The following is a 22,155-nucleotide window of genomic DNA, read 5'->3' as shown; positions in this document are numbered from 1 at the left end:
TGATCCAATGCGATTGTTTTACATCACATCGGAAGTTAAGGTGCGCTTAGGTATCACACAAATCGATTTGATAAATGAAACCCATCGATCATTTCAATCTTAAATCTTTCGACCTCAACCTTCTAATCGCTTTCGACGTCCTCGTTTCCGAGCGGAGCGTCACAAAAGCGGCGCGCCGCCTTCGTATCCAGCAGCCAGCAATGAGCCATGCGCTTGCCACTCTCCGAATGTTGCTGGGAGATGAGGTGCTCGTAAGAACCGGTACTGTTATGCAGCCAACCGCTAAAGCATCTGCCATGGCCTCTCATGTTGGGGAGCTATTGAGGCAGGCTCAGAACATCCTGATGTCCGAGGAACAGTTTGATCCTGCGACGGAACAGCGGATCTTCCGTTTTGGCTTTTCGTCCGAACTTGAAGTCTTTCTGATGCCGAAACTGGCGGCCTATTTGCAACAGAATGCACCCGGAATACGACTGCTGTCACGTGGATCCCCTCGAAGTGAGGTCTATACGCTGCTGGATACGGGGGCGTTGGATATCGCAGTTGGGTGTTTTGATTTCGGATTGGAACGCTATTGTGGTGTATCGTTATATCAGCAGTCTCTAGCCTGCTGCTTCAACCCGAAACTGATCGATCCGGATGCTCCAATCACGGTTGAGCGTTATCTTGCGTTGCCCCATGTTCTCATGACGCTGAAAGATGACATCCAGGGGTGCCTGTCCGAGGCACTGATGCAGATTGGTCAGGAACTCAACGTGGTTCTCGCTGCATCAGATTTTCTGACGGCACTTGCGGCTGCCGCAGCAGCACCCGTTTTGGCTACGATTCCCAGTCGAATTGCTCAGCAGCATGCCGCGGATTTTGGTTTGGTGGTCCGTCCCGTTCCGCTGGATTTGCGTATCCCGGCAGTATCGATGATCTGGTCGGCCCGCAGTGATCGTGATCCCGCCGCAATGTGGTTGCGTGATGTAGTAGTGTCCGTATTGGAGAATACTGCAAGATTAGAGTTATTAATTGGAATTGAAAACTAGCAATAATGCTAAATATTTAAGGAAATAATACAATAAATATAAATTAATTACGAATGTTGATTTTAATATGAAGTGAATTTTCTGTATTTATATTATAAATTAATTTCTTATTTGGATTAATTTTTATCTAAATGCAATCTGGGGCTTTGGCGGCAGAAGAGGGTGCGGCTTCCTGCTGCGTAAGCCGACAATACACAGGATCTGCCGAAAAGCTGAACTGATACACCGAAATAACTGGCAGCGACGCATGTGCCCGACGATATCCGCTTTGCCACCAAGCCATCCCTGTCAAGCGCTATGATCGAGTAGGCGCTGGCGGTAGAGGTGCCGTTTGCCTGCGTCGAGCAGGCAGAGGTTTTGTAATATGCGTAAACGCCAACTACTGGTTTCACTACGCAAAACAAACTCATCCAATGAATCCGCAGCCTCGCCTTGAAAATCACCCAGGACTAAATCCCAATCCCGCATATGCTCCGTTGGCCCGTCTTTCGACGAGCGCATCAGGCACGGGCATATCTCGCCTACACTACAATAAAAACGGAATTGTCATGATAGGCAGGATTGGTATTCTCCTGACATAATCCTGTTCTGAAAGCTATTGCCAGACACATAAAATAGCTGGATATACCATGTGTACTAGCGATCGCTGCTATAGCACGGGGTCTCCATACCCCCTTCAAACCAGATCTGCTGTATTAGCTCCAGCGCTCAAACACACTTTCTAAGGTAAGAAACACATTCTTATTTTAACATCTTGCATGTATTTTCCGTTGCACAAAGTCTAGTCTATCCTGCCCCCAGAACAGTTCGTCTCCGACCACGTAGGTGGGAGTACCGAAGATACCAAGCTGTTCTGCGTCAAACAGGTTTTTTTCCCATACAGCGTACACCTCTGACGTTTGGGAAAAGGCTAATAGCTCTTTGGCGTCACCATGAAGTACGCTTCCAACAATATTCTCAAGCGTGTTCGTATCTGCAATATCCTGATCGTGGGCCCATAATGCGGATTGAATAGCCCACGATAGAGCGACATCGTCATGTCCCCTGAGGCCCGCGGCAATAACAAGACAAGCAGCATATTCTATAGTTCTGCAGGGGTAGTATTTTGGCTTCAGATTAAGCGGAATGTCTAGAAATTTTCGCCAACGTGTCAGTTCAACCACATGATAATTCTGCCGAGCTAAAGGACGCTCACGCAGAGGGATGCCACCATTATTCTGGATTATCCTGATGGGCCGTAGAGTGAGTGACACGCCTTCAGAACGCGCAATTTCACGTAGCTTTGGCATTCCAAGATATGCCCACGGAGATGAAATTCCGTAGAAAACCTCGATTGTTCCTACGTTCAACGGCTGTTCGTCGGTCATATTGTTCCTCGCTGCGCCAAAAACGATATAAAAATCGTGAATTGAAATGAGTTTAGCTCATTAACATCATTGCGTCATGCATTAATATAATATACGGATCAATAAGTATCTCAATTATATCCACCAATAATAATAGTTATTAGTGGATTGGCCAAATACGAATGGGCCTGTTCCCCCAACCTTTTCGTCCGGATTCCTCCATGTCCGCATCTCGTGAATTTCCAGCACTTATGACCCTCCTGCTGCTGGCATTGGGAGGCACTGCTCAGGCTACAGATGAGCAATCGTCTGATCATGACGTCATGCATAGACAGCCACCCCCTTCCCGCGCTCCGCAAAAAGCGACCGTAACGCGCGCACCTGTACCGGCTAGAAAAGCTGAAGAAATTCATGTCAGAACAGAGACGCTCTCTGGAGGTGTGACCAATACGACATCTGGCGGAGGTTTGATGCCGGTTCAGACAGTTCCACGCATGCAGAGCGGGGTTACGCGAGACTATATTGCGAAGCAATCCCCAACCACGAATACACTCAATCTGCTTCAAATGTCGCCAGGCGCGGTTGTAGCCAATTCTGATCCTTTGGGTCTCGCAGACCATACGAGCATTACCGTTCGTGGTCTGGACCAGACGGAGATCGGTCTGGTGTTTGAGGGAATGCCCGCGGGCGATCCCATTTATGGGATCGCCGATACATCAGAGTGGGCAGATACAGAAAATATTGGTCGTGTCGATCTGGCACAGGGAAGTAGCGACATAGCCGCGCCGGTTTATAACGCAGGAGGCGGCCAGATTACCGAAACGTTGCTGGATCCCAATCACAAAGCAGGCGCACTGTTATCGCTTTCGGGAGGAACACACGCAACGAACAAAGATTTTTTACGCCTGGATAGTGGAGAAATCGGTCACTCAGGTGTCCGGGCATTCATATCTGGCTCGTATACCCGAAACAATAACTGGCGCGGGCCAGGCACAAACCGTCGCTACCATGTCGATTCCAAAGTAATAAAACAGTGGGGCGCGGACAATCGAGCCTCAGCAGTCTTTACGTGGAACACGATTAACGAATCCCCAACGCGATATCTGTCACTTACTCAATGGAGACAGTACGGAAAATCATACAACTATTCTGGTGAATACACCCCGGGCAGCACGACTTATTATCGACTCTATCAATACAAACGCTCTTCAATGATGATGAGCGCTCCAAGTCACTTTACGCTTGCAAAAGGTCTAACGGCGGATATCGCTCCCTACTACCAGTGGATGAGCGGGTCGGTCCCAAGTGGAACGACCCTGACGCCTGGCAGCCTGTATCTTGGCAACCAGTCTGCGGGAACCGTCAGCTTCCCTACCCTCTATAACGGGAAAGCTGTAGCCGCCGCGATTGCTGGTTCCAACAGTTTTAATACGGGCTTCTCAGGTCATTTCACGCTGAAGACCGGCATAAATACTCTCAAGGTTGGTTACTGGTACAGCAATCTGACCAAAAACTCTCTCTACGATTACTCTCCTGTCAGTGCGGCGGGTGACATCATCAATAATAATATCCGCACTCAAAACGGCTCCATCCTGGCGACCAAGAATTTCCACATGATGCAGCAGGTCAATGGCTTTTTCATTGAGGACGGGTTGTCGCTACTGAATCATCGGCTTGATCTGACCTCAGGGTTCAAAGCTGTTCTTCTGGCACGATCCGGAACAAACAACATTCCGGGTGCGACCTATCGTTGGGGAACAAATAGCGCAGTTCCGCTGCCGCGTTTCGAGGCCAGCTACAAGATTGACAAAAACAATCAGATTTTCATCGACGCGGTAACCAATTTCCACGCGCCGATGTCAGACGTTCCGTATTATGACGCTTTCAGCGTCTCGACTGGAAAGATCTCGACGGCTGGAAAAACTGATCTCAAGAATGAGTACTCCATTTCCGAAGAAATTGGGTATCGTCATACCGGTCTTATCAATGCCTCTATTGGCTTCTTCAACTACAATTTTACAAATCGGCAGATTTCGACATCCGTTTATGTTGATGGTGCACTGACGACAAACCTCATCAATGCAGGTGGCCAGACGACGCGCGGAGCGCAGGTCGAGATTTCCCTTCGTCCCTGGCATCACTTGAGCCCATACGTTTCAGGGCAGTATCTCCATGCAACGATAGACAACAACCTTGCTGTTGGAAACGATCTTCTTCCAACCAAAGGGAAAAATGCAGTCCTGACGCCGAAATTTTCAGCATCTGCAGGAATATCTTATGATGACGGTCAATTTTTCGGTAATGTATTCTTCAATTACGTTGATTCACAATATTCAACGTTCATGAATGATGAGAGCATCCCCGCCTACAAAACTGCCAATATGACGCTAGGTTACCGAATGAAGACTTATCACTTCATTCATCATCCTACGATACAGCTGAATTTTGTGAACCTCGGTGACAGCAACTACCTGTCCAGCGCTTATACAGTTCGGACAAATGCCAAGACCACAAAGGGTATTTATGGAACGTCCATTACAGGCAGTACACCCAGCTATTATCTCGGGGGCGGGTTTGCGGCGGTAACATCGATCACCCTTGGATTTTGAAACCATGATTACAGGACGTCAGATAGAAGCCTTTCATGCTGTCTTTTCGGTTGGCAGCATGACAGGCGCGGCACGTCATCTCGGGCGCACGCAATCTGCAGTCAGCCGTCTCATGATGGAACTGGAAAAAGCACTTGGCTTTACCCTTTTCGAACGGAACGGGACGCGGCTGCATGCCACGCAGGAGGCACATCTCCTTTACGATGAAGTCAAGCGCTCCTTTATCGGACTGAAAAACATTGAAGAAAAAGCCAGACAGATCGCTGCAGGTGGAAACTATCGCCGGATTACATGCGGCGCCACATCTGCACTCTCTGGTGGCCTTGTCCCCCAGGCCATTTCCGGTCTGATGCAATGCAGTTCAGATATTTTCATGTCCTTTAAAGGTATGCCAGCCGATGATGTCGTCCGTTCCGTGACGGATGGCAGTGTTGATATCGGTCTAGCAACCCTTCCCATCGACAATGCCAATCTGCACATTCACTGGATTGGAGAAGCATCCTGTGTGGCCGTTCTGCATGAGGATCACCCTCTTGCCCAATCCGACAGCCTTTCCCTTCGTCAACTGCATACCCAGCAAGTTCTGACCGTCGGCAATCCCTTCCGGCTGCGACGCACAATTGACGCAGCTCTTCAGGCGTCCGGAAACAGCTCATTCACCAGGATAGAAACCAATACATCCCTCAATGCTGTCATGAGTGCCCGTGAGGAACTGGGAATAGCCATTGTAGAGCCCGTAACAGCCTACGGCATTCCTATTAAGGGCACGGTCGTACGGCCTATTGTGGAACGTATTCCCTGGGCATGGAGTGTATTGACACCGGCGTTTTCGGCAGCTGACAGCGGCATTCTCCGCTTTATCGAACAGATCGAAATCACAGCGCGTGCCCTTTTGCCAGATTTTATCCGGCACCCACCCGAAGCGCTCGAAAAACTTCACACACGCCTTTTTCAGACCGAGCCAGGAGCACCAGATGCCAAAAGCAATTGAGGCTATCATAACGGGGATAGCACTCGATCTTCAGGGCCTTGAAGATCGTATTCACCGCGATCTGGATTATCTGAATCTTCCGGCAAAGCCATGGGTTCTACCACTCCGTGATGCGCCTGAACCAACATATGACGTGGTGGTCATCGGCGCAGGCATGATCGGGCTCGCAGCGACTGCGGCTCTGCGGCTTCGTGGCATCAGTTCAGTCATCTGCCTTGATCGCGCTCCTGAAGGCGCAGAAGGACCATGGGTCACCTACGGCCGTATGGTTACACTCCGTACAGCGAAGTCTGCCTGTGGCCCGGCTTTAGGAATTCCCAGCCTGACATTTCGCGCTTGGTTTGAAGCGCAGTTCGGTAACGCAGCGTGGCAACGCTTAAACAAAATTCCACGTGCACAGTGGATGGATTACCTCACCTGGTATCGACGCATTCTGGACCTGCCAGTGCGTAACAGAATGGACGTTACAGATATTGCCCCGCAGGGCGATGGTCTCATCAGGCTTACAGTGCGAGGAGAAAGCACTCCAGTTTTGGCCCGACGCGTTATCCTGGCAACGGGGATCGACGGACTGGGGTCGCCCTCCCTCCCTTCTGTTGCCAGTGAGATTTCTTCCCGGCTCTACGCCCACTCCGCCGATATGATCGACTTCACAGCGCTAGCGGGAAAGCGTGTTGGGGTCGTAGGAGCAGGCGCCTCCGCAATGGACAATGCCGCGAGCGCTCTAGAAGCTGGTGCGGCTGGCGTTGACCTCTTCGTCCGTCGCGAAGCACTCCCAAGTGTGGACAAGTTCACCGGGATCAGCAGTGACGGGCTGGTCATGGGATATGTTGGCCTGCCAGACGCGGTAAAGTGGGAAATGATGCGGCTTGGACTTGATGCTCCGGTCCCTCCCCCACGGGATAGTACTCGCCGGGTTTTTAAACATAAGAATGCAAAACTGCATGTTAACGCCCCCCTGCTTTCGGTCGTCGAAACAGCATCTGCGTTAACCGTCACAACGCCCCATGGTGAAACGGAGCTGGATTTTCTGATTTTTGCGACTGGCTTTTCCTGTGATGTCACATGTCGCCCAGAACTGTCCTCTTTTGCTTCAAAGATTAGTCTCTGGGATGATCATTATACGCCGCCAGCCGGGGAAGAGAGTAAATCTCTAGGCCAATCTCCGTATCTGGCACCGGATTTTTCGTTTATTGGACGCGAAGACGGTGACAAGGAGCCGTTATCCCGGATTTATTGCCTGTGCTTTGCCTCTGTACTGAGCCATGGCAAACTCACGAGCGGCGCACCAGCAATGGATGAGGCTGTTCAAAGACTGATCCATGGTGTCGCGGCATCTTTCCTGCGCGAAAACAGCCAGGACTGTCTGAATATTTTCCGTGAATTCGACCGACCAGAACTTCTTGGGGATGAATGGTCCCCCGAACAGATCGTCAACGGCACATCCACAAAGGTGAAGAGTAACGCATGACCGAAGATTCCTTTCAACTGCACCAACGCAGCATCGTGATTGATGGCCTTCAGACCTGTGCCTGGAGCCGTGAAATCTTCGAGCAAATGCGTGCCGGCGGTCTGACCGTCGTCAATGCAGCGTCCCTGCTGTGGGAGAACTTCAGTGAGGGCATGGCTTATATCCGGACCTGGGAGCGGCACTTCGCTGAAAATGCGGATTTGATCATGCCAATCCGCTCCGTCGCGGATATCGAGACCGCCAAACGCACCAATCGCACGGGAATCAGCATCGGCTGGCAGAACACATCCCCATTGGAAGACCGTCTGGATTACGTACGGCTTTTCAAGCTGCTGGGCGTCAATACCATGCAGTTGACCTACAACACCCAGAACTATTCAGGGGCTGGTTATCTTGAGGAGCGTGACAGTGGCCTGACGGGCTTCGGACGCGAGGTTCTTCATGAAATGAACCGCCACGGCGTGTTGTGCGATCTCAGTCACGTCGGCGACCTGACGTCCGCCGACGTGATTGAGCATTCCCGACGCCCCGTCTGTATTTCACATGTGCTGCCACGCGCGCTTCGGGATGTGAAACGCAACAAGCCAGATTATCTATTCCGAGCCTGCGCCGAAAAAGGCGGCATCGTGGGTGTTAGTCTGTTCTCTCCCGGATTACGTGCGGGGAATGACGCAACGATCGATGATTATCTAGATGCCATGACGCATGTCCTGAACATCGTAGGTGAAGAGCACATTGCGATGGGTACCGATTTCAGCACAGGGCATCCCCGCCCCGGCCCGTGGCTGCTTTGGGCGAACCGGGACAAGGGATATGGACGCCAGCTTACAGAATTTGGCCGTACCACGATCCGCAAGCCAGCAGGCTTTGCCAGCATCCCAGAAACACCCAACCTGACAGCCGCCATGATGCGTCGTGGATGGCCCACAGGGCTGATCGAGAAAATTCTCGGACAGAACTGGCTGCGCCTGTATCACGACACGTGGACACCAGAGGTCTGAGCCGTTCATGCTAATCGCTCCCCACTTCACGACGCGACGCAAAGTTCTTGGCGGTCTGGCGACACTGCCCGCATGGCGACATGCATGGGCAGCGAATGGCAATCTGGAATTGTCGGTAGCCGGTTTTCACGGACCATTCCAGAAAGCGTTTCAGGCTATCGTGATCAACAGTTTCGAACGCGCCATGCCTGGCGTCCGCGTGACGTACCGTCCCACCATCAACTCTGCACAGCTTCTTGCAGCACTACGGCTGGAACGGGAAGCACCGCAGATTGATGTCGCCATTGCGGATGTATCGGTCGCTATTCTTGCCAAACAGGAAGGACTGACTTCCATTTTACGGGAAGAAGAGATTCCGAGCCTGCGCGACATTCCAGGCTGGGGGCGCTTCGATGCCATGAATGGCGTCGCATTCTCACGGGATAATCTGTCGCTCATTTATGACAGTCGCGTTCTGACACGTCCCCCGGAAAGCTGGCATGACCTTGGACGTCCCGATTTAACGGACCAAATCGCCCTGCCTGTCGAGGACACACGTGGCGTTGTACTCCTTCCCATTCTGACCCGCATGGCCGGAGAGGACTACAGGCAGAACATCGAGCCGGGGCTGGCCCTCATGCGGCAGTTTGCCCCATATGTCGCGACCTGGAACGCACAGCCCGACATTTATACTCTGACGCTGGCCCAGACGATTGCCTTGGGAGTTGGATGGAACGGCCGCGGTCAGATGCTCGCACGGGACAACCCGGATACGCTACGCGCTGTCGTTCCGTCTGAAGGCAGCGTTGCACAGATCAATACGCTCAACCTGACGGCCCCTCCGCAACGCACCAGACTGGCGCAGGCCTTCATTGAACATGCACTATCCCCGGAAGTGCAGACAGCCTTTGCAAAGGTCGCGTTTTATGGGCCTGTAAACCGCCAGGTTGTACTGTCAGCCGAGACATCCGAAGCAATTTTCGGGCGACCAGAGACAGCACGCCGTGAAATGCATCTCGACTGGGGCTTCGTTAGCCAGCACTACAATAGCTGGATCCGCCGTATTCAACGTGAGGTTATCAGTGGCTGAAACAAACTTAACACCAGCCTATCTCTCCGTCAGCGGCTTCACGAGGCAATTTCCGGGCTCAGACAGGCGTTCCGTCGATGACGTCAGCTTTACGCTGAAACGCGGGCAGATGTTGACCTTGCTGGGCCCTTCCGGATGCGGAAAAACCACCCTGCTACGCATGATTGCAGGCCTGACCCCGGTCGATTCAGGTCAGTTGCATGTTGCGGGGCGTCAAATGACGGAAACCCCTCTTCACGCACGTAACATGGGAATGGTGTTTCAATCCTATGCCCTGTTTCCTCATCTCTCCGTCGCCCGCAATATCAGCTTTGGCCTGGATGTTCGAAGGATCAAAGGGGAAGATAGCCAACGGCGTGTAGCAGAACTGGTCTCTCTCATGCACCTGACCGGACTGGAGAACAGGCGCATCACTGAACTCTCCGGCGGGCAACGGCAACGAGTGGCACTCGCGCGGGCACTTGCCATTGAGCCTGACATTCTCATGCTGGATGAGCCGTTGGCCAATCTTGATATCCGGTTGCGCGATACAGTGCGCACGGAAATTCGTGCGCTCCAGAAACGCCTTGGAATCACCGCCATCTTTGTGACGCATGATCAGGACGAAGCTCTGTCCATTGCAGATCAGGTCGCCGTCATGTCGGAAGGACGCCTTCAGCAGTTTGGCACACCGGCAGATTTGTATACTCGTCCCGCAAACCGGTTCGTGGCCTCTTTCGTGGGACGCAGCAACTTCATCGAGGCTGTGTGGGTCGATAGTAAAAGTATCCATGCGGAAGGCATCGGTACACTTTTCATTGGCTTTTCCGAAAGCTGGAAAGGCCGCAGAACCCTCTTGATCCGCCCCCATCGCATCAGACTGGGCAACAGTCTCGAATCATGCTGTCAAGGTGTGGTCGAAAACGTTGTTTATACGGGTGAACGCCGAACTTATCTGGTTCGTGTCGGATATGTAACACTCACCGTTGAACAGCAGGAAGATCAGGGCCAGCCAGCCCATATGGGAGACATGATTGATCTGTACTGGCAGGCCAGCGACATGTCAGTCCTCCAAGAGCCTATCTCCGATGCTTTCACTTCAGGCCATCCGAGTTCATGAAAGTGTCTGTCAGAAAACAGCCGCCCTGGCTGCAGGCCCTACTCATCCTTCCGGGTGTTGCGGCCCTTGTCGTGACATTCGTCTTTCCGCTCCTCTGGCTGGCTAGGACGTCGCTCGAGCCCACGACCGGACATACACTTTCCCTCCATGCTTATGTTCGGCTTTTCGAGGATAGTTTTTACTGGTGGGTCATTGGACGCACGATTGTCATTGGACTGCTCTGTGTTGTCATTACCGTCCCAATGGCTTTTCCCGTCGCGCTTTTTCTTGCCCGGTCGCAAAGCCGCTGGCGAGGCACCCTGACAGCGCTGGCCATTGCTCCCCTACTGACATCCACAGTCATCCGGACCTACGGCTGGATGGTCATCCTCGGGCGACATGGCCTCATTAACACAACCCTCTTGTGGGCTCACATTCTGGCGCAGCCCACACGATTGGATAACGGCCCCTTTGCCACGGTTGTCGCGCTAGTGGAGATCCTACTGCCCTATGGCATTATTTCCATCCTCAGCCACCTGAGCCGTCTGGATGCCGAGCTTGAACAAGCGGCCTCTCTCCTCGGGGCAAGTCGCCTCCAGGTTTTTTGGCGCATCTTGCTGCCTCTCTCCGTGCCAGGGCTGATGACAGCCTCGCTCCTTGTCTTCGTTCTTGCAATCAGTTCACTCGTGACACCTCAGTTGATGGGTGGAGGGCGCGTGTTTGTCTTGGCAACAGAAATCTTCAACCAGACGACCATAGCTCTGGACTGGTCATTCGCCGGTGCCCTGTCCATTACCCTCTTGGGCTTTTTCGGAATATTCGTGGCGCTCTACCAGAGAATTATTCAGCGCGTGGAGAGCCAGTCATGAAACATGACCGAACCGTCAGAATAGCGTGGCATCTTCTGATTGGCCTGATTTACCTCTTCTTGCTCGCACCGCTGATTATCGTGCTGATCGTGTCGTTCGATACACGTCCCTATCTCAGCTTTCCACCCGCGAGCTTTTCCCTGATGTCATATGCTAGGGTGCTGCATAACCCCCTTTTCCTTCAGGCTGGGAAAACCAGTCTGGTAATCGGAGGATGCTCTGCGGGGCTCTCCTTGGTTGTGGGGACTAGCGCTGCTTTTGCTCTGGTGAGAGGACACTTCCCGGGAAGGCAAAACCTGCAGTGGTTCTTTCTTTCTCCAATGCTGATGCCCCATATTGTGCTGGCAGTGGGGCTTATGATGACCCTGCAACCGCTTGGCCTCCTGGACACACTAACAGGATTGATTCTGGCCCATATCAGCATCACGCTGCCCTATACGACCCGCATTGTGTCTTCCGGGATTGCACAACTGGACCAAACACTGGAAGAAGCCGCTCGTATTCACGGCGCTTCACCCTGGCAGAGTTTCCGTCGTGTCATTCTACCCGCGCTCAGGCCACACCTCATCACCGGATTTCTGATCGCATTCCTGTTTTCCTTCGACGAAGCCGTTATCGCTCTGTTCATTGCAGGCCATAGAGCCGTCACACTGCCGCTCGCCATTTATCAGTACATCCAGTTCCGAACGGACCCGCAGGTCGCGTCGCTCTCAGTTCTCGTGGTACTTCTTAGCCTGGTACCCATCATCATCATTGAACGTCTGATCAATCTTCGCCGAGCCGTTGGCGGGTAAGGAAATGAAGGGCCCTCTCATGACGCAGATCATAACCGAAAGTGGTGCGGTAGAAGGCTTCACGGAAAACGGAATTCTGACATTCCTGAGTGTTCCCTACGCCGCCCCCATCGTTCCTGGAAATCGGTTCGCAGCACCTCAGGATGTTACACCCTGGATCGGTGTGAGATCCGCTCACCGGCTTGGTGCAGTCTGCCCACAAATCCCAACCTATGGGCCTGTCGGAAAAGGAGCCACATCAACGCTGGGGGCCGGTGAGGATTTTCTAACTCTCAATATCCGTAGTCCAGCCCGGGAGGGAAAAGCTCCTGTTCTTGTATGGCTGCACGGAGGCGGATACGCCGTCGGTTCCGGAAACGAACCACTCCTCCAGACGGGTGCCTTCGCTGCTAGCGGAATCGTTGAAGTAACTCTTAATTACAGACTGGGAGCACTGGGTTTTTTAAGTCTGGAAGGCGCGCCCGAAAACCGCGGGCTACTTGATATCATCAAGGCTTTGGAGTGGGTTCAAAAGCACATAGCCCTTTTTGGAGGAGATCCGGAGCGCGTCACTCTCGCCGGGCGTTCCGCAGGTGGATTTGCCGTCTCCACTCTTATGGCCATGCCTGCATCAAAAGGGTTGTTCTCCAGGGCAATGATCCAGTCTGGAGCTACGCCAGCCATACTACCATACAAGGACGCACACCTGACGACACAACGCTTTCTGAAACGTCTCGGTCAGCTATCACTTCAAGGCCTCGAAGAAATACCCATTCATCATCTTCTCGCTGCTCAACAATATATCTGCAATGAATCCTACGAACAGCATGATTTTATTCGGGACGGCCGAGTGACGATCGTAGGAATTCCCTTCCAGCCAGTCATTGACGCTGCGTCCTTGCCCCTTGATCCAGAAACCGCTGCTATCCGAGGGCTGGTAACGCAGGTTCCAGTTATGATCGGTACGACCTCAGCGGAATATCTGTCCCATTCGAGCGTGCATTCTCATCTCACATTCGCAGATACAGCGCGCTTAGTAGATCCAAGAGTACAGCCTCTTGGTCTGAATGGAATCGATATCGTGAACCGCTATCGCGATGCCCTACCCCACCATGATCCTCTGGGAATATGGCGAGCGGTCGCAGGAGATCTTGTCTTTCAAAACCCAACAACCCGTTATGCCCTTGCACTGAGCAACTCCCAGCCTGTCTATAAATATGTTTTTGGCGGCATCGGCCCCAATGAAACGGGGGCCGCCCATGGTGACGAGCTGGCGAATGTCTGGTGGAGGGAAGGCTATGACAGAACGCTCTTACCCGCGCGATATCAAAATGTTGATCCAGGTATTTCGCGTACCGTACAAAATATTTGGCGTAATTTTATTTATCGGGTAGATAATTTCGACAAAAAATCGGGTCTATTTTCAGAAAAAAATAAAAATACTCTATTAATTACTCAAAAAGTACAGTCGATCGTAATAGATCCATTTTTTCCAAGATGCAGTCTATGGGACTGATAACTACTGGCTAGGCTCAGGACTCATAATCAGAATATGATGGTTGGGGAGAGGTCGATGGCTGAGAAGAAGATTCAGTATGTTTGTCGTAGCATACTGCAATCCATAGCCAATGATTGGGCCCTCCCAATATGATCTCAACGCAACTGCGGAATCCATACTTTCCATATCATATTTGACCGGCCTTTCGCGAGATTTTCGCCCTCCAACACACGGCTTGATATCTTTCTCTTTCAAGGCGTCAATCGTCAACAATGGCTGTACCGTGGCTCTTTAAGGAGAGAGTCACTATCGGTCTGTCCGTTTCTCTCTCAGGACTTTTGAGAAAATCCATAATAATACATGCTTGCGCTCAACAGACCCACCATACCCGCCAGAAGAAAAGAAGGTCCAAACGACCCAAAACGCGCAGCCAAAACACCTGTCAACAAAGGCGCAAGAACACCTCCGAACGACGCACCTGTATTTTGGATAGCTTCCAGTGTAGCCACACGGTTCTCCGTCGTAATTAACGTTCCAAGCGCCCAGCCACAGCTTACCGCCACACCGTTCGCAAGCAGGGCCAACGCCAGAATGGCCAGTGCCAGCCCCTGTCCTGGCTGTGCCGCCAGTGCCGCCGTAGACACAGCGCAAAACACCATCGAGATTGCAACCATACGCTGACAGGACGTCAGGGGAGAGACGCCGCTGCGACTGATCATATCCACCAGCTTTCCACCACCCAGACATCCGACAAAGCTGAAAACCTGAGGGAGAGCCGACAGCAAGCCGGCCTGCACAGCGGACAGGTCTTCAGTTTTCTGCAACCAGGCGGGCAGCCACGTCACGAATAATGAGCTTAGATAAACAACACCCGTATATCCCAACATGGCCACCCACGTCTCCCGACGGCCAAGAAGATAGCCCAGATCTTTCCACACCGCTGATCCTTCACCGGCTTTTTCAGCCGTTGTGCAAGTCGCCTCACCTCGTTCTCCCGGATACGGATCGCGATAATAGAGCACCCATCCGATTGCCAGAAACAAATTGAATATTCCCACCACAACCGACATCTCCCGCCAGCCCCACCAAGCCATGACGGCCAGAAGGAGTGGGGGCGCTAATGCCGGTCCAAGCGATGCAGAACCATTGAACAGACCGATGGCTCCGCCTCGTTCTTCTGGCGCAAACCAGTGAACCAAAACACGGGTACCAGCAAGAAAAAGCGGCGCCTCTCCGAACCCAAGAACCGCGCGCGACCAGAAAATGCTTGTCGCACTATCCACAAGCCCAAATGCGATCTCAGCGCAGGAACACAGGATCAACGCTCCCCCAAGAAATACCCGTCCTCCCAAACGATCAGCAAGCAGTCCCATCGGAATCTGGCTCAGCATGTAAGTCCAGGCAAGCGCCGACAGTAACCAGCCCATCGTGGCATAAGACAGATGCATATCCGCCATAATCGCCGTATTGCCTATAGAAAGTGTTGCGCGATCGACATAATTTATGCAGCCGGCACCAACCAGCAGAAAAAGCGTGTTACGCTGGCGTCTGCGCCAATCGGATTTTAGCATAGGAAAAGCCATATCCTCATGAATATTCAATGGTTTTCCATCGTTAACACCAGTTGACGTAACCAACATGCAACGTCGTGAGACTGCTTTACGGAATGCCGGATCAGATCATCAAAATGACGCTGCATCTGTAAAATGGTCACCTGATCATTGACCACGATATACTGACTGCCTGCGTATATTGCCATGCGTTGCGTTCCGAAGATCGTATAGGGCACGGTGTGATGTCTGCGACCGTCAAACAGAAAAACCCGTAATGACGGATACAGCGCCTCCACATGCTCAATCATATGCTCAAGCTGAGCACGACGGGTAGAAACCGGTAATCCATCCCACGGAAACGTTCCTTCAACCAGACCGGTCACAACCTGGATGGACAGGCAGATCTCCATGTCAGTGCCCGGCTCCCGGCTATAATCCAGACTACGGGCTATTGCCGCAATCGCCTCATCGTCGTGTTCGGGCCCTAGTTCCCACGCCACCACTTCGGGCAGGCGCAGAATATCCGGCAGATGATAGGGAACATAACGGATCTTCGTGCCTCTGGCCTCGGCATGCCACCGGGTCAGCAACGGAATATTGTAATATTCCGGATTGTCGGCCAGCTCCGTCGTGCGAACACTCATGGCACTGGCTGCCTCCGTCAGCCCCAGTAACCAATCAACAGAAACATTGTGGCGCTGCGCAATCCGGATCAATGTATCAGCCCGGGGCAGGCGCACAGCCTCTTCAGCTAGAAGCTGACTCAAAGCCGAGCGGTCAATCCCGATTTCAGCTGCAAACTGCGACCGACTTCCAGACGACGCCTGAATTAGGGACAAGACACGTTTCTGGAAAATGCGCGATATCAGCTGCTTGGTCATGATCTTTCGTTCACACTTGCTCCCTATCAGGTGGTGACAAGAGTCAACGTATTTTACAACTAACTCATTGAAAAGGTCTTTTATTAAATTACTCATATAAAAATGATAAATTTTATAAAAACTAAAATGAAAAGTTATTATTCGGTTTGGACCAGATCTGAATGGCCGACATGGATTGCCCTCATGTTTTGTTACGCTGGCTGGATCCTTGCAGGCAGGCTGATCTACCCCGTCTCTCCCTTTCTGGCGTTAGGTATCATGGCTTTTCTGGTTGCTTTCCACTCATCCCTTCAGCACGAAGCCATTCATGGCCATCCCACGCCTTCGGCTCTTTATAACGAGATCCTCGTAGGTATTCCGCTTGGTCTGGCCTATCCTTATCGTCGCTACAGAACGACCCATCTGCTCCACCATCACGATGAAACGCTAACAGATCCGCACGATGATCCGGAAAGCTATTACTGGGACTACGCGCATTGGTCCCGGTTGGGGCATGTCAAACGTCTTCTGCTGACCATCAACAACACGGTACTAGGCCGCCTCTTGCTCGGTCCACTGATAGGGAGTGTTCGCTTTTTCCTAAGTGATCTGCACCAGATCCGTGCCGGAAACCGCACAATACGATGCGCCTGGATCATTCACATTCTGTCTGGTGTGCCTGTCGCCATCATCGTTACCAGAGGGTTCCATATCCCATTCTGGTTATATGCCATCGGCCCAGCTTACGCTGGTAACGCCCTGATCGGCCTCCGCTCGTATTGCGAGCATCAGTGGCATGAAAAACCTGATGGTAGAACCATCATTGTCGAACAGTCACTCCTCTCGATCCTGTTTCTCTATAATAACCTGCATGTTGTGCATCACGCCCGTCCCGGCGAGCCTTGGTTTCGTATGGCGCGCCTATACGCGCAGGACCGCAAAGGCTGGCAAACCCGCAACCGTGGCTACGTCTACCGTGGATATCGCCACATCATCTGGCGATATCTCGTTCGTCCAAAGGAGCCTCTTCTGCACCCACAAGAACATCCAAAAACTGATTATTAATCATGAGTTTAATCGCTTCCCTCCCCATGTACGACCTGCCCGAGCAGCGGGCTTCCGTTGATGCGCTCTGGCGCAGCCTTCGCGGTGTCCTACGCCGAACTGGCATCGATGCCCCTGCTAAACTCGCGCGCTGCAATGCGGACCTTCCTGCTGTCCCGAGTGGAATCCGCGACGCTTCCGGCGTCCTCGTTGCAGCCGACCCCGCAACACTTCCCCCGGATGAATTCGACTTGCACACCCTTTGGCATCACCCCGCACTGCTCTTCGCACAAACCTGCTGGGGCCCCCTTCAGCAAGGCCTGGAACCTTTCGTGGATGTTCTGGCGCAGGACAGCTACAACGGTATCTATGGTGGTACAGGGCCGTTTTACCGGAGCGCCCTCATTCAGAGACGCCGGGACAACACGTCAGATTCCATTCCGGCTGACACGGCAGTTCTGCCTCGCCTGAGCGGCCAGCGCTTTGCTTTCAACTCCAAGGATTCTCGTTCTGGCTATCTGGCACTGGAACGCGATCTACGAATAGCGGGTGCGTCCATGACAATCTTCGCTCATAAAATTCGCACAGGCAGTCATCTGGCCTCTCTGTACATGGTCGCCTCCAAGCAAGCCGACGTCGCAGCAATTGATTGCCGGACTTGGGCACTTGTAAAGAAATACCATCCCTCCCTGACGAAAAAACTGCAGGTTTCTGGTTGGACCACTCCCGCCATAGGCCTTCCATTCATCTGCTCGGTTCATCTCCCATCCGACATACGGACTGGCATCGCAACGGTCAGTCAACAGTTCTTCCTGCACCCGAAACGATGTTGACCTCCACCCCACGCACCGCATTGGCCCACCATCGTTCGCAATGCGGACATTCATATTATTCCACTTAGGTACCAATCCATGACGACACGCCAGAGGCTCGCACGTTCCACGATTTTGGGCAGCATTCTCGTGCTTCCCATTCTTACCCCACCTTTCTTGACCAAGGCAGCCCGAGGGGCAGATACACCAAATGTCATCAAACCAACCGGACACACTAACCGGACTACTGTTACGCCCAAGCACATCTTTCTCAAGCACGTCCCCGAAGAAATTGCCGTCTTCGGTCATGGATCGACACGCCAGATGACCAGCATCACCCACGCCATGATGCAGCAGAGCGTGCCGGGAACATCTCCCCTGAAAGTCCTCAGCCAGCTTCCGGGTGTTCTCTATCAATCCGCAGATCCTCTTGGCGTTTATGAGTACTCCAGTCAGATCTTCATGCGCGGCTTCAGCCAATCCCAACTCGGCTTTACGCTGGACGACATTCCGCTGGGGGACCAGCAGTTCAACAACTATAACGGCCTTAGCGTGACCCGCTCCATCATTTCTGACAATGTGGGAGGTGTCGATGTCTCCCAAGGTGCGGGCGCAATCGACGTCGCATCGACCAGTAATCTCGGCGGAGCAATCCAGATCCATTCCCTGGACCCGTCCCACCAACGTGGCGGCACCATCAGTCAGACCTTTGGTAGCAATTCGGCGATGCGGACCTATATACGGCTGGAGAGCGGCGACCTCAACAAAACGGGCACCCGCTTTTACGTCTCCTATGCCCGCACAAACATGAATCTGTGGAAAGGTGGTGGCTATGACTATTCCGATCAGGTGAACGCTAAATTAATCCAACCTCTGTCCCACAATTCATCGCTCAAACTTTTTTTCGACTGGAGCTCAGTCCAGCAGTTCGATTATCAGGACATGACGATGAATTACTTGCATACCATCGGGCCCAGACTAGCAAATTATTATCCGGATTACACCGCAGCCTACAAAGCGGCTCAAGGCACCTATCCCGCACCGCTATTGAAAACCAATGATCCATTCGATGCAGCCTATTACGCAGGCACTGCTAATCGTGTCGACTATCTAGGCGGCCTGACACTCAACGAAAATCTTACAAACATCCTCAACTGGAAAACAACACTCTACGCTCATGCTGATAACGGCTACAGCACTTGGACCACACCCTACATGCCATCGCCCAACGGCGCGCCCCTTTCTCAACGTATTCAGACCCCACAGGTCGCACGCGGCGGCTTCCAGACAGCCCTAAGCTATAAAATTGCACGCCATACCATTAACGCAGGCGTCTGGTATGAATACGGGAATTTCAATGAGGGCCGTTATTTCACGCAAGCTCCCCTGCTTGGTCAGGGAACCCTCGGCAACCCCACCACAGGCTTCCCTGCCAGCAAAGTATTTGCCCATCCCTGGCAGGAAGCGTTTTCATCCAATACCTTTGTTTTTCACCTCCAAGACACTTATCGTGTTACAGATACCCTCACGATCAATGCCGGTTTCAAATCCATGATCGTCAATTCAGGCAACAATGTTGCCACACAGAATCTGTCCATCAACGGCGCACTAATCGCACAAGGGCGTCTAGAAGCGTCCAATGCCTTCCTGCCCCAGATTTCCGCTAACTGGCGCTTTCTGCCACATCATGAACTGTTCTTTGATGTGTCGCATAATATGCGCACTTTTCCCGAAGACGGATACGGCACGAATATCTCCGCCACCCCCTGGACGGCATCCCAGACAGCTTTTCAAAGTACGAAACAGAACCTGCGACCGGAAACGGATTGGGTTTATGAAGGTGGATATCGCTTCACAACATCCAAGATCAGCGCCCTAGCTTCCCTGTACCGCATCAATTTTTCCAATCGCCTGCAGCTGATTACCAGTCAAGCTGGCATCAACCCCGTTACAGCCGTACAGAATGTTGGTGGCGTTACCACAAACGGCGCGGAAGCAAGCCTGACGATCCGCCCAATCAACGGACTGTCAATCTACAACTCTTTCTCGTACTCGCATTCAACATATGACCAGAATGTTGAAACTGGCGGCGCGCTTCAGGCGATCCGAGGTAAACTTGTGCCGAATTATCCCAAGTTTATGTACAAAGGAAATATCAGCTACACCATTGGCAGCTTCACTGTACATGTAGATGGCAGCTACCTGTCTTCCCGACAGTTAACCTACACCAATGATCTTCATGTTCCTGGGTATTTCCTCACCAACTTCGGCGCCCGGTATAATTTTGGCTCCTTAGGTTTTCTCAAAGGCGTAACAACCAGCTTCAATATTTATAACATTACCAACAAGAACTACGTCTCCACCACCAACGAACTGGGTAACAACTTCGTCAATACTGGCTACAACTATTTCCTTATGGGTGCCCCACGTCAGTTTTTCGGAACAGTTAGCGCAAATTTCTGATCTCTATCCTGACGTGTCCTACCACAGCCTAACCGAGCGCGGCACATTCCGGCTCGGAGGCCTGCAGTCCTGATTAGAAGCAGACTCGAACGGCTCCCAAAACCCACTGGTTTTGGTTGCTTCTGTATGCTTCCATTTCTCCTGCGCTGTATTGGGGATGGTCGAAGATTGGCCTGCGGCTGCTTCGTGGACAGCAGGTCAAACCAGCATAGAGCGGACCTCGAACTCCTTTAGGTTCCTGTATCCCAATTTTGAATGCTGCCTGCACGGTCTATAGGAGCTTTCTATCTTATAGACTTTGGGACCGCACCAAAAGAAGATCTACTCCTTCTTCTTGCATTACATTCTGATATTTATCGAATAAACGATGGAAAATGACGGATTTTATCTTCAGCATTATAAATTATGTCGCCAAATCAGCAATATAATTTACTGCTTTATATATTTAACATTTGAAGCCGGGGGGGCGCCAAACATACGACGGTACTCTCGGCTAAACTGCGATGGGCTCTCGTAACCAACGCAAAATCCTGCTTCTGCTGCATCCATATTTGTATTGAGCATTAGGCGACGAGCCTCTTGCAGCCTAATGCGATTTCGATATTGCAATGGACTCATCATGGTCGCGGCTCGAAAATGTCTGTGAAAAGATGGCGTACTCATTCCTGCGACCTGGGCCAGAGATGCAATGTCAAAAGCTTCACGATAATGATCTCGGATCCAGTCAATGGCCCGGTTGAGGTGTGACAGGTTAGATCCAACTGTGGCAATTTGTCTCAGCACATACCCTTGAGGCCCCTGAAGAAGTCTGTACAATATTTCCCTCATAATTGACTCATATAATACAGGTATATCTTGAGGGTTATCCAACATAGAAAGAAGACGAAACACAGGATCAAAAATATCGTTCGTCAAGTCACTTGTTGTTATACAAGAAGGACATATGGACTTCAAATCAGATTCGTGACTTCCAATATCATTTATCAAGTCTTTTATTTTTTCTGGACTCAAAGAAATACATAAAGAAAGATAGGGATGCTCTTTACTTGCCTGTGTAACGCATCCTTTAACAGGTAGGTCTACCGCTGTTATTAAATATTTTTGGGAGTTATACTCAAAGACTTTGTCACACAGGGTAACCGTTTTACTGCCTTGTACGATAATGCAAAATCGAGGCTCGTACACAACATCCATAGGAGTAGTGGGTTCATCTGCACGAAATAGAAGAAGCCCTGGTATGATTGTGCGTGTTGTTGGTTCAACGCAGTGCCGATCGATAATGCTACGAAGCGTAGTCAAATTGGCTTTCACAGTGCCAAACCTATTTTTACGAGATGATTGGGGCGGCTATCGTTAGAGCTAATAACAATGATGACTTCATACAAGATTTATTTTCAAAATTGGCCTTCATATCTCTCGCATTTTTGCGATCTCTGCCAACTGATGGATCTGTTGTTCGCACTGATAATACGCTGATTATTGAAGGTATTATTCTTCAAAAAGAGTTAGATAAACTAAAATCATCTCATTCTACTTTTCTTTTAATCTCCTTAAAATTTTGATGATCTTAAAGCCTCGTTCAATATGACAAGGTTTGTCATATTTCTATGAAATATCGATTTCTTACGAAGTATGATCGTATCGTATAATTTTTTGAGAGAATCATTCTACCGCCGCTGTCGGTTTT

At 51.5% G+C, this 22,155-nt stretch carries 17 protein-coding genes and 1 pseudogene; 14 read left to right on the top strand and 4 right to left on the bottom strand.

What is annotated here, in order from left to right; translation table 11 throughout:
- Positions 1–74 precede the first annotated feature (74 nt).
- Positions 75–1,031: a LysR family transcriptional regulator gene (locus tag GWA01_RS03925; RefSeq protein ID WP_146794219.1), complete on the top strand. Its 957-nt coding sequence runs from the start codon at positions 75–77 to the stop codon at positions 1,029–1,031.
- Between the two features lie 234 nt (positions 1,032–1,265).
- Positions 1,266–1,423: pseudogene (locus tag GWA01_RS13150) on the top strand (IS701 family transposase); the annotation flags it as partial.
- 354 nt (positions 1,424–1,777) lie between these two features.
- On the opposite strand, the gene GWA01_RS03920 reads toward GWA01_RS13150, so the two are convergent.
- Positions 1,778–2,398 carry a 2-hydroxychromene-2-carboxylate isomerase gene (locus GWA01_RS03920; protein WP_146794218.1) on the bottom strand — a complete coding sequence of 207 codons (621 nt, stop codon included), beginning with the start codon at positions 2,396–2,398 and terminating at the stop codon, positions 1,778–1,780.
- Positions 2,399–2,598: 200 nt separating this feature from the next.
- Between GWA01_RS03920 and GWA01_RS03915 the strand changes: the two genes are divergently transcribed.
- From GWA01_RS03915 to GWA01_RS03875, 9 genes are read left to right on the top strand one after another with little or no spacing between them, the layout of a single operon-like run.
- A complete protein-coding gene (locus tag GWA01_RS03915) occupies positions 2,599–4,986 on the top strand; it encodes a TonB-dependent receptor (RefSeq protein ID WP_146794215.1) in 2,388 nt (795 codons plus the stop codon).
- A gap of 4 nt (positions 4,987–4,990) precedes the next feature.
- Positions 4,991–5,977 (top strand): LysR family transcriptional regulator, encoded by a 987-nt coding sequence (locus GWA01_RS03910; protein WP_146794213.1) that lies wholly within the window; start codon positions 4,991–4,993, stop codon positions 5,975–5,977.
- Positions 5,961–7,448: an NAD(P)-binding domain-containing protein gene (locus GWA01_RS03905; protein WP_146794211.1), complete on the top strand. Its 1,488-nt coding sequence runs from the start codon at positions 5,961–5,963 to the stop codon at positions 7,446–7,448. The genes GWA01_RS03910 and GWA01_RS03905 overlap by 17 nt, the downstream gene beginning before the upstream one ends.
- Positions 7,445–8,449: a membrane dipeptidase gene (locus GWA01_RS03900; protein WP_146794209.1), complete on the top strand. Its 1,005-nt coding sequence runs from the start codon at positions 7,445–7,447 to the stop codon at positions 8,447–8,449. Before GWA01_RS03905 ends, GWA01_RS03900 begins: the two co-directional genes overlap by 4 nt.
- Positions 8,450–8,456: 7 nt before the next feature.
- Positions 8,457–9,518, top strand: coding sequence for an extracellular solute-binding protein (locus GWA01_RS03895; protein ID WP_146794207.1), 1,062 nt, complete (start codon positions 8,457–8,459; stop codon positions 9,516–9,518).
- On the top strand, positions 9,511–10,617 hold the full coding sequence (locus GWA01_RS03890) for an ABC transporter ATP-binding protein (protein ID WP_146794205.1): 1,107 nt from the start codon (positions 9,511–9,513) through the stop codon (positions 10,615–10,617). The genes GWA01_RS03895 and GWA01_RS03890 overlap by 8 nt, the downstream gene beginning before the upstream one ends.
- Entirely contained in the window at positions 10,614–11,465 is an 852-nt protein-coding gene (locus GWA01_RS03885; protein WP_146794203.1) for an ABC transporter permease, read from the top strand. The genes GWA01_RS03890 and GWA01_RS03885 overlap by 4 nt, the downstream gene beginning before the upstream one ends.
- Entirely contained in the window at positions 11,462–12,259 is a 798-nt protein-coding gene (locus tag GWA01_RS03880) for an ABC transporter permease (RefSeq protein ID WP_186819447.1), read from the top strand. The genes GWA01_RS03885 and GWA01_RS03880 overlap by 4 nt, the downstream gene beginning before the upstream one ends.
- 19 nt (positions 12,260–12,278) lie before the next feature.
- A complete protein-coding gene (locus GWA01_RS03875; protein ID WP_228118325.1) occupies positions 12,279–13,754 on the top strand; it encodes a carboxylesterase/lipase family protein in 1,476 nt (491 codons plus the stop codon).
- Positions 13,755–14,065: 311 nt separating this feature from the next.
- Here the strand turns inward: GWA01_RS03875 and GWA01_RS03870 are convergent, their stop codons facing one another.
- Positions 14,066–15,307: an MFS transporter gene (locus GWA01_RS03870; RefSeq protein ID WP_186819446.1), complete on the bottom strand. Its 1,242-nt coding sequence runs from the start codon at positions 15,305–15,307 to the stop codon at positions 14,066–14,068.
- Between the two features lie 26 nt (positions 15,308–15,333).
- Positions 15,334–16,170, bottom strand: coding sequence for a helix-turn-helix domain-containing protein (locus tag GWA01_RS03865; protein ID WP_146794197.1), 837 nt, complete (start codon positions 16,168–16,170; stop codon positions 15,334–15,336).
- 183 nt (positions 16,171–16,353) lie between these two features.
- Between GWA01_RS03865 and GWA01_RS03860 the strand changes: the two genes are divergently transcribed.
- From GWA01_RS03860 to GWA01_RS03850, 3 genes are all read left to right on the top strand, one after another.
- Positions 16,354–17,214, top strand: coding sequence for a fatty acid desaturase (locus GWA01_RS03860; RefSeq protein WP_228118318.1), 861 nt, complete (start codon positions 16,354–16,356; stop codon positions 17,212–17,214).
- Between the two features lie 2 nt (positions 17,215–17,216).
- Positions 17,217–18,026 carry a phosphate/phosphite/phosphonate ABC transporter substrate-binding protein gene (locus tag GWA01_RS03855; RefSeq protein ID WP_146794193.1) on the top strand — a complete coding sequence of 270 codons (810 nt, stop codon included), beginning with the start codon at positions 17,217–17,219 and terminating at the stop codon, positions 18,024–18,026.
- Between the two features lie 78 nt (positions 18,027–18,104).
- Positions 18,105–20,468, top strand: a complete 2,364-nt coding sequence (locus tag GWA01_RS03850; RefSeq protein WP_146794191.1) for a TonB-dependent receptor — start codon at positions 18,105–18,107, stop codon at positions 20,466–20,468.
- Between the two features lie 429 nt (positions 20,469–20,897).
- On the opposite strand, the gene GWA01_RS03845 is transcribed toward GWA01_RS03850, so the two are convergent.
- Complete coding sequence (locus GWA01_RS03845) at positions 20,898–21,779, bottom strand: AraC family transcriptional regulator (RefSeq protein WP_146794189.1); 882 nt, start codon at positions 21,777–21,779, stop codon at positions 20,898–20,900.
- Between the last annotated feature and the right edge of the window lie 376 nt (positions 21,780–22,155).

Source organism: Gluconobacter wancherniae NBRC 103581, from assembly GCF_007988885.1.
Classification (GTDB): Bacteria; Pseudomonadota; Alphaproteobacteria; order Acetobacterales; family Acetobacteraceae; genus Gluconobacter; species Gluconobacter wancherniae.
The sequence above is the reverse complement of the archived record's forward strand: the minus strand, read 5'-3'. Positions and strand labels throughout refer to the sequence as shown.

What these genes read in the sequence shown, in the direction of transcription:
- GWA01_RS03925 (WP_146794219.1), top strand. Translation starts at nt 75, where the DNA reads ATGAAACCCATCGATCATTTCAATCTTAAATCTTTCGACCTCAACCTT.
- GWA01_RS03920 (WP_146794218.1), bottom strand. Translation starts at nt 2,398, where the DNA reads ATGACCGACGAACAGCCGTTGAACGTAGGAACAATCGAGGTTTTCTAC.
- GWA01_RS03915 (WP_146794215.1), top strand. Translation starts at nt 2,599, where the DNA reads ATGTCCGCATCTCGTGAATTTCCAGCACTTATGACCCTCCTGCTGCTG.
- GWA01_RS03910 (WP_146794213.1), top strand. Translation starts at nt 4,991, where the DNA reads ATGATTACAGGACGTCAGATAGAAGCCTTTCATGCTGTCTTTTCGGTT.
- GWA01_RS03905 (WP_146794211.1), top strand. Translation starts at nt 5,961, where the DNA reads ATGCCAAAAGCAATTGAGGCTATCATAACGGGGATAGCACTCGATCTT.
- GWA01_RS03900 (WP_146794209.1), top strand. Translation starts at nt 7,445, where the DNA reads ATGACCGAAGATTCCTTTCAACTGCACCAACGCAGCATCGTGATTGAT.
- GWA01_RS03895 (WP_146794207.1), top strand. Translation starts at nt 8,457, where the DNA reads ATGCTAATCGCTCCCCACTTCACGACGCGACGCAAAGTTCTTGGCGGT.
- GWA01_RS03885 (WP_146794203.1), top strand. Translation starts at nt 10,614, where the DNA reads ATGAAAGTGTCTGTCAGAAAACAGCCGCCCTGGCTGCAGGCCCTACTC.
- GWA01_RS03880 (WP_186819447.1), top strand. Translation starts at nt 11,462, where the DNA reads ATGAAACATGACCGAACCGTCAGAATAGCGTGGCATCTTCTGATTGGC.
- GWA01_RS03875 (WP_228118325.1), top strand. Translation starts at nt 12,279, where the DNA reads ATGACGCAGATCATAACCGAAAGTGGTGCGGTAGAAGGCTTCACGGAA.
- GWA01_RS03870 (WP_186819446.1), bottom strand. Translation starts at nt 15,307, where the DNA reads ATGCTAAAATCCGATTGGCGCAGACGCCAGCGTAACACGCTTTTTCTG.
- GWA01_RS03865 (WP_146794197.1), bottom strand. Translation starts at nt 16,170, where the DNA reads ATGACCAAGCAGCTGATATCGCGCATTTTCCAGAAACGTGTCTTGTCC.
- GWA01_RS03860 (WP_228118318.1), top strand. Translation starts at nt 16,354, where the DNA reads ATGTTTTGTTACGCTGGCTGGATCCTTGCAGGCAGGCTGATCTACCCC.
- GWA01_RS03855 (WP_146794193.1), top strand. Translation starts at nt 17,217, where the DNA reads ATGAGTTTAATCGCTTCCCTCCCCATGTACGACCTGCCCGAGCAGCGG.
- GWA01_RS03850 (WP_146794191.1), top strand. Translation starts at nt 18,105, where the DNA reads ATGACGACACGCCAGAGGCTCGCACGTTCCACGATTTTGGGCAGCATT.